The 6522-nt window shown below is 66.0% G+C and carries 5 protein-coding genes; all 5 read left to right on the top strand.

The features are described from left to right. Nucleotides 1-327: 327 nt before the first annotated feature. From OG883_RS33965 to OG883_RS33945, 5 genes are read left to right on the top strand one after another with little or no spacing between them, the layout of a single operon-like run. Nucleotides 328-1356, top strand: a complete 1029-nt coding sequence (locus tag OG883_RS33965; RefSeq protein ID WP_266549122.1) for a hypothetical protein — start codon at nucleotides 328-330, stop codon at nucleotides 1354-1356. Between the two features lie 33 nt (nucleotides 1357-1389). After that, entirely contained in the window at nucleotides 1390-2229 is an 840-nt protein-coding gene (locus OG883_RS33960) for a fumarylacetoacetate hydrolase family protein (RefSeq protein ID WP_266549119.1), read from the top strand. Nucleotides 2230-2254: 25 nt separating this feature from the next. Then, on the top strand, nucleotides 2255-3973 hold the full coding sequence (locus tag OG883_RS33955) for a non-ribosomal peptide synthetase (protein ID WP_266549116.1): 1719 nt from the start codon (nucleotides 2255-2257) through the stop codon (nucleotides 3971-3973). Nucleotides 3974-3978: 5 nt separating this feature from the next. After that, nucleotides 3979-5751 carry an asparagine synthase (glutamine-hydrolyzing) gene (gene asnB, locus OG883_RS33950; protein WP_266549114.1) on the top strand — a complete coding sequence of 591 codons (1773 nt, stop codon included), beginning with the start codon at nucleotides 3979-3981 and terminating at the stop codon, nucleotides 5749-5751. A 51-nt stretch (nucleotides 5752-5802) separates the two neighbouring features. Continuing rightward, nucleotides 5803-6492: a thioesterase II family protein gene (locus tag OG883_RS33945; RefSeq protein ID WP_266549111.1), complete on the top strand. Its 690-nt coding sequence runs from the start codon at nucleotides 5803-5805 to the stop codon at nucleotides 6490-6492. Nucleotides 6493-6522 lie beyond the last annotated feature (30 nt).

The following is a 6522-nucleotide window of genomic DNA, read 5'->3' as shown; positions in this document are numbered from 1 at the left end:
CACTGCCTGGCCGGGTAGGCCTGGATTACATGGGAACTCCGCTCTGAACTCCTCCACAGAATCCTCCGTGAAGGGCGCGCCGTCGCGTCGCTCTCTGATGAGTCCGTGCGCTATGTGTTGCCATGCCGCACCGGACGCGGCGGAATACAGGCGTCGCCCTGGAGTACCGGTGCGCACTGCGTCGATGTGAAGTCCGCGGATTCCATAACGGTTTCGCGGAATCAGGGGTCAATCTCCTGCTCTACTCCTGGTTCTTGTGCTGTCGGCGCTCAATTCGCGACGGTAGACCAAGTCCATGTCCACACTTCCGAGCTCCGGAGGAAACATATGTCTGCAGTACATACCCCGCCGTTCCAGCCGCGGAAGGCGGAAATTCTTGACGCGACACTGCGTGATGGTTCCTACGCAGTCGACTTCCAGCTCGACGAGAAGTTCGTCGGTGAGCTCCTCGGCCGGCTCAATGAGACGCCGATCGGCAAGGTCGAGATCGGACACGGCCTCGGCTTCGAGGCGGAGCGGTCCGGCATCAAGGCCTGCAACATCGATCTCGCGCGCTGGTGCGCGATCGCGCGGGAGGAGCTGACGGCCACCTCGTGGGGCATGTTCGCGCAGCCAGAGTTCAGCCGGCTCTCCACGCTCCGCGAACTTTGTGACGAGGGAATGTCGTTCGTCCGCATCGGCATGGAGCCCGAGCGGGTCCCGGACCACCTCGAGTACATCGAGCGCGCCACCGAGATCTGTGGCGAGGTCTACCTCAACCTGATGAAGACGAGCGGCACGCCCGCTGAGGAGATTCCCGGCCTGCTGAGTGGCGTCACTCCCGCCATCGCCGGTGTGTACGTGGTGGACTCGTACGGCTCCATGCTTCCCAGCGACGTCCACCGCTACGTGGCCGTCGCGAAGGAGAGCTTCTCCGTCATCGGATTCCACGGCCATGACAACCTGGGCATGGCAAACGCGAACAGCATCGCCGCGATCGAGGCGGGCGCCGCGATCGTCGACGGAACGCTCGACGGAATAGGCCGCGGCGCCGGCAACGCGGAGACCGAGTCGCTGGCCGGGATCATCAGCACTCTCGGTGAAGATCGGTTCGACTACAAGCAGCTGGCCAGGCTCGCGCACTTCTGCCGGACCAGCCTGGACCTCCTGCCCGAAGACCGGAACATGCAGGTGCTCGGCGGCGTGATCGGCATGCACTCCGGATTCTTCCCGCTCATCGAGCAGTTGTGCTCCGAGCTCATCGTCGACCCGGCTTCCTTGATGGAGGCCGCCGTCGAGCTGGCCCCGCGGAGCGCGGGCAAGAACGACATCCGTGCCGCGGCTCAGCGAATTTCCCAGCGCACGGCCGTGGCCTGACCCCTTCAAACCACGCGAATAGGGAGCAACAAAGTGCGACTGGCACGGTTCAACACCGAAGACGGGCACCAGATTCTGGCGAGCCACCGCGGCGGCTGGATTTCACTGTCCGGCATCGAAGGCTACAAAGCCCCGCACCGCCTGGCCGACCTGCTGGACGCGTCCCGCAGGAGCGAGCTCGCCGGGCTGCTCGAGTCCCGGCCGGACGCCGAGCCGGCCGACGTCCGCCTGGAGGAGGCCGCGACCATCATCGACGCCGGCGACATCTGGGGGGCCGGCCTCAACTACAAGGGGCACTCCCAGGACCTGAGCGCACAGCAGCCCTCGTCCGGGCCCGGCTCGTATCTGCGGCCGGCCAACTGCCTCATCGGAAACGGCGGGGTGATCGAGCTTCCGTCGCAGAGCAAGCGGGTGACCGCGGAAGCGGAACTGGGCCTCGTCGTCGGGACGGAATGCAAGAACGTGCGGCGCGACGAGTGGAGGTCGGTCATCGCGGGTGTCACGGCCGTCCTCGACATGACTGCGGAAGACGTCATCCGAGAGAACCCCCGCTACATTCCGTGGGCCAAGGGATTCGACACGTTCTGCAGCGTGGGCCCGCAGCTGGTGACCCTCGACGAGTTCGAAGACGCGGACCTTCAGTCGATCCGGGTCTCGACCGTGCGCAACGGTGAGGTCGTCGCCTCCGCACAGGTCTCCGACATGAAGTACGACCTCGGCTACCTGGTCGAGTACTTCACGGCCGGCCGCACCCTCGTGCCCGGAACCGTCATCTGCACGGGAACTCCGGGAGCCGCAGTGATCAACTCCGGCGATTCCATCACCTCTGTCGTAGAGGGCATCGGCACCCTCTCCCACTCCGTGAAGGGCTGAAGGCGTGCCCGTACAGCAGATATCAGTGGCAGACGCGATCGAGCACACCATCCAGGAGCGTCCCGAATGCACTGCCCTGGAGACCGCGGACGGGGTGCTCAGCTACCGGGAATTCGGCGAGCAAGTGCGGGAGTTCATCGGGCAGCTCGAAGCACTGACCGCGCCCGGTGAGTTCATCGGGATCGAGGCCATACGTACCTCGGGCTCCATTGTCGCCATGGTGGGCGCATTGCGGGCCGGACGCCCGTTCGTGTTCATCGACCCCCGTGACAGCGGGTCCTCGAACAGGACCAAGGTGTCCTCGCTCGGTATCAACAGGGTCGCCAAGAGCCCTGCCTTGTCGCACCCGCCAGAGCTCGTCGACACGCCGGCCGAGTGGCGCGGGGACGCGGGAGAGCGGCAGCTGCGGGCACCTGCGGAGCTTGCGCCGTACCAGGGCAGTGTGGGTTACGCGATCCACACCTCGGGATCGACGGGGGAGCCCAAGTGTGTGCTGGTGCGCACCGGACCGCTGGCCCGGATGGTCCAGGACCATGTGCGCTCTCTGGAGTTGGGCACAAAGAGCCGTACGCTGCAGTTCGCCCGACTGACCTTCGACGGATGCATCACGGAGATCCTGTGGACCCTGACCGCAGGCGCGTGCCTGGTGGTTCTCGGTGAGGAGCAGCTCAGCCCAGGAACGGTGCTCCAGGCCACTCTGGAGAAGTTCCGCATCACTCATCTGAAGACGACTCCGTTCGCGCTGACGGCGACCGAGCCGTCGAGCGCGATGAGCCTGGAGCACGTCATCAACGGCGGCGGAGCCTGCCGCCAGGCGGTGGTACAGAAGTGGTCGTCGGAGGCGGCGCTCCACAACGCGTACGGGACCACGGAGACCACCGTCTGCAACTTCCTCAGCGACCCGCTGGACCCGGACGACTGCACCGAGTCCGTGCCGCTCGGCGCGGTGGTGGGCGATTGCAGTTACGACATCCTCCCCCTGCCGACGGCGGGCGGGGACGGGCCCACCGGATCGCAAGTCACCCGTGGTGAGCTGGTCATCACCGGCGAGAGCGTCGCGATCGGCTATCTGACCGCGCAGGGCCTGCGGCCCTTCACCGACGGCGCGGCGAGCCGGGTCTACCGGACCGGCGACATCGTCGAACGCCGCGGCGGGCAGGTCTTCTTCGTCGAACGGCTGGACCGGCAGCTGAAGATCCGGGGCTACCGGCTCGATCCCGGCGAGATCGAGAGCGCGGCATGCCGGCTCGACGGAGTCGTGGAGGCGGTGGTGACCGCAGAGTCGCATGAGGGCGCGGACGACTACGCCGCTGAGGCTCTGGTCTGCTACTACCAGGGCACCGTCACCCCCCGGGCGCTGCGTGCGCACCTGGAGACGGTCCTCGACTCCTACAAGGTCCCCTCGGTGATCCAGCAGATCGAGTCGCTTCCCTACACGCGTAACGGCAAGGTCGATCGCGACGCTCTCAAGGCCAGCCGTCATTCCGCGCCGGAAGTTGGTGAGACCGGCGGCAAAACCGTCCCGCCGGAGGAGCAGATCCTCGATCTGGTGCGCCACCTCACCGGTGTGAACGACGCCGCCCTCAACGACAACTTCTATGACATCGGTGGCGATTCGGCCTCCACGGTGATCCTCGTCAACAAGCTGAAGGAACTCGGCTGGATGGATGCCGGTGTCCGGGACGTACTCCGGGCGGAGAACTTGAAGGTCCTTGCCGACGAACTTCGTGACCGGGGTGTGTGAAAGCGATGTGTGGCGTATGCGGGACTTTTTCCCCGAACGGTGGGGTTGATCGCAGCATTGCCGCTGCCATGCACTCCCGGCTCATCCACCGTGGGCCCGACGAGACCTACTCGCTGAACACCGAGACGATCTCCGCGAAGCTCGGCCGCCTCGGCTTCACCGGCCTGACCGACGGGTGGCAGCCGGCCGAGGACCGCAGCGGCCGCTACGTGGCCATGACGAACGGCGAAGTGTTCAACGCTCGGGATCTGCGCGCCAGAGTGGGCGCCGACCGGCAGAACAACGGCGTCGACGTATCCGTCATCCCAGAGCTAGTCGCACAGTACGGGATCGAGGGACTCCGACTGGTGGACGGACAGTTCGCCACGGTCGTTCTCGACCGCGCCGAGAATGCGATGTTCCTGGCCAGGGACCGGTTCGGCATCTGCCCGATGTACTACACCGCTACGGGTCCGGACGTGCACTTCGCCTCGGAGATCAAGCCGCTGGTTCAGTGCGTCAGCCGGTCCTGGAAGGTGGATATGGGGGCGGTCGACCAGTATTTCTCGATGGGCAACATCGTCGCGCCGCGCACTCTCGTGAAAGAGGTGCAGGCCGTTCCCCCCGGCTGCGCCGTCCGGTTCGACGCCAGTGGCCGGGAGACCCTGCGTTACTGGCGCTACGGCGACTTCGCACCGGCCGCGGAACCCGTATCCGGCGAGGCGCTGCGCGAGGGACTGCAGCGGTCGGTCCGGGACCGCCTGCATGCCGACGTGGAGATCGGCGCCTATCTGAGCGGAGGATTCGACTCCACCGCGATTCTGACGGAAGCGGTGGCTCTCACTGCCCGGCCTGTCCGGACGTTCTCGGTAGTCTTCGACGATCCGGGCCTCGACGAGGGACGTTTCCAGCGGGAAGTGGCGCAGGCAGTCGGAAGCAAACACGAGCAGATCCTGTGCCGGCAGACCGACATCGCCTCGAAGTTCGAGCAGATGGTCCGGCACTGCTGCTATCCGCAGCGTGAGACGTACAACGTGGCCGCCATGATGCTGGCCGATAGCGTGCGCTTCTCCGGAATCAAGGGAGTGGTGTCCGGCGAAGGCGCGGACGAGCTGTTCTTCGGCTATGACTCCTACGCCTTCGACAGTGCGACCCGCTCGAGCCGGACTTCCCGCGCGGAGAACGAGCGGGCGTGGGGCAGGGCGGACTTCAGCTGGGAGGTCGACTGGCGCAAGGTGGGCCAGCGGCGGGACGACTACCTCGCCCCTGTGGCGCAAGAAGCGCTGGAAGGCGACGAGTTCTGGCGTACGAGGCTCATCCCGTTCTCCGAGGACGAGGTGAAGTCGCTTTCACCGATGCAGTTGCGCTCCATCGCCGACGTGTACGTCCAGCTGTCGGGCCACCTGCTCGGCGATCACGGCGACTCGATGCTCATGGGAAATTCCATTGAGGGGCGCTACCCGTTCCTCGGCAATGCGGTCGTCTCACTCGCCCTGCAAGTCGAAGACAGCGCGAAGGTGGTCGACTTCGAGGGGAAGGCCTGCCTGAAATCGGCGTACGAGGGAATCGTCCCGGACTCGGTTCTCCGCCGTGGGAAGCACGGATTCACCGCATACGATCTGCGCTCGGTCACGGATGCGCGGACCTGGGACGAGTGGCGCGGCCTCGTCGAGGCCAGTGGCATCTTCACTCCCGGCTGTCTCGGCACACGCGCCGGTCAGGGCGCGGAGAAGTGGGACTTCAGGCTCAGCGCGATCAGCATCGCCATGGTCATGGACGAGCTCGGCCTTGGACTCTGACTCCCGTGGCCCCGATACGCGCGCACTCGTGTCTGAGGATTGGAGAATTCAGTGAGTCCCGAGAGCCCAGGCATCATCGTCTTCCCGGGTGCCGGTTCGTTCGGCAGTGAGCTCCGTCCACTGCTGCGTGAGCTGGAACCCTCCGCGTGGCTCGCCCGGTATCCAGGCCGTTTCGGTAGGGATTTCGGCAAGGCGGCGGCATCGTTCCAGAAGGTCGTGGAGTCGTGCGTCACCCAGGTGGGGCGGCTTCAGCCGTATCGCCCGGTTCTCGTCGGGCACAGCTTCGGCGCCTACGTCGCCTATGCCACGGCAAGGGAACTGGAGGACCGCGGGACGGAGGTCTCCGCACTGGTGGTCGCCGGAGCCACCGCGCCGGCCCTGCTCACGGTGCCAGAGCAGGCGTGTCGGAGCCGGTCGGACACTGCGGCCTACCTGGACGGTATCGACCCTGGCCTGCTGCCGGACGAGTCCGATGAGTGGCGGGACATCGTTGTGGACACCGCGGGGGAGGACCTCCGGGTACTCAGGGAATTCACCGCCTCGGCCCATCCGGAAGTGCGGTGTCCGGTCTTCGCCGTGCGTGGTGAAGAGGACCCGCTCACGTCCGCAGGCGGAATCGGCGCATGGGCCGGTGTCACTGCCAAGGGGTGTATCCACCGGGAATTCCCAGGCGGTCACTCGGCCCTGCTGAACTCGCCCGAATTCGCCGCATGGCTGCGTGAGATACGTGTACGCGGCTGAGCAAACGCCGTCCCTGGCGGGAAAGGAGAT

Origin of the sequence: Streptomyces sp. NBC_01142 (genome assembly GCF_026341125.1) — a bacterium.
In the GTDB taxonomy this organism is placed as follows: Bacteria; Actinomycetota; Actinomycetes; order Streptomycetales; family Streptomycetaceae; genus Streptomyces.
Note: the sequence above shows the minus strand (reverse complement) of the source record. Positions and strands in the feature narration are given on the sequence as shown.

Excerpts from the sequence above, each read along its gene's own strand:
- OG883_RS33965 (WP_266549122.1), top strand. The coding sequence starts at position 328 with ATGTCTGCAGTACATACCCCGCCGTTCCAGCCGCGGAAGGCGGAAATT.
- asnB (WP_266549114.1), top strand. The coding sequence starts at position 3,979 with ATGTGTGGCGTATGCGGGACTTTTTCCCCGAACGGTGGGGTTGATCGC.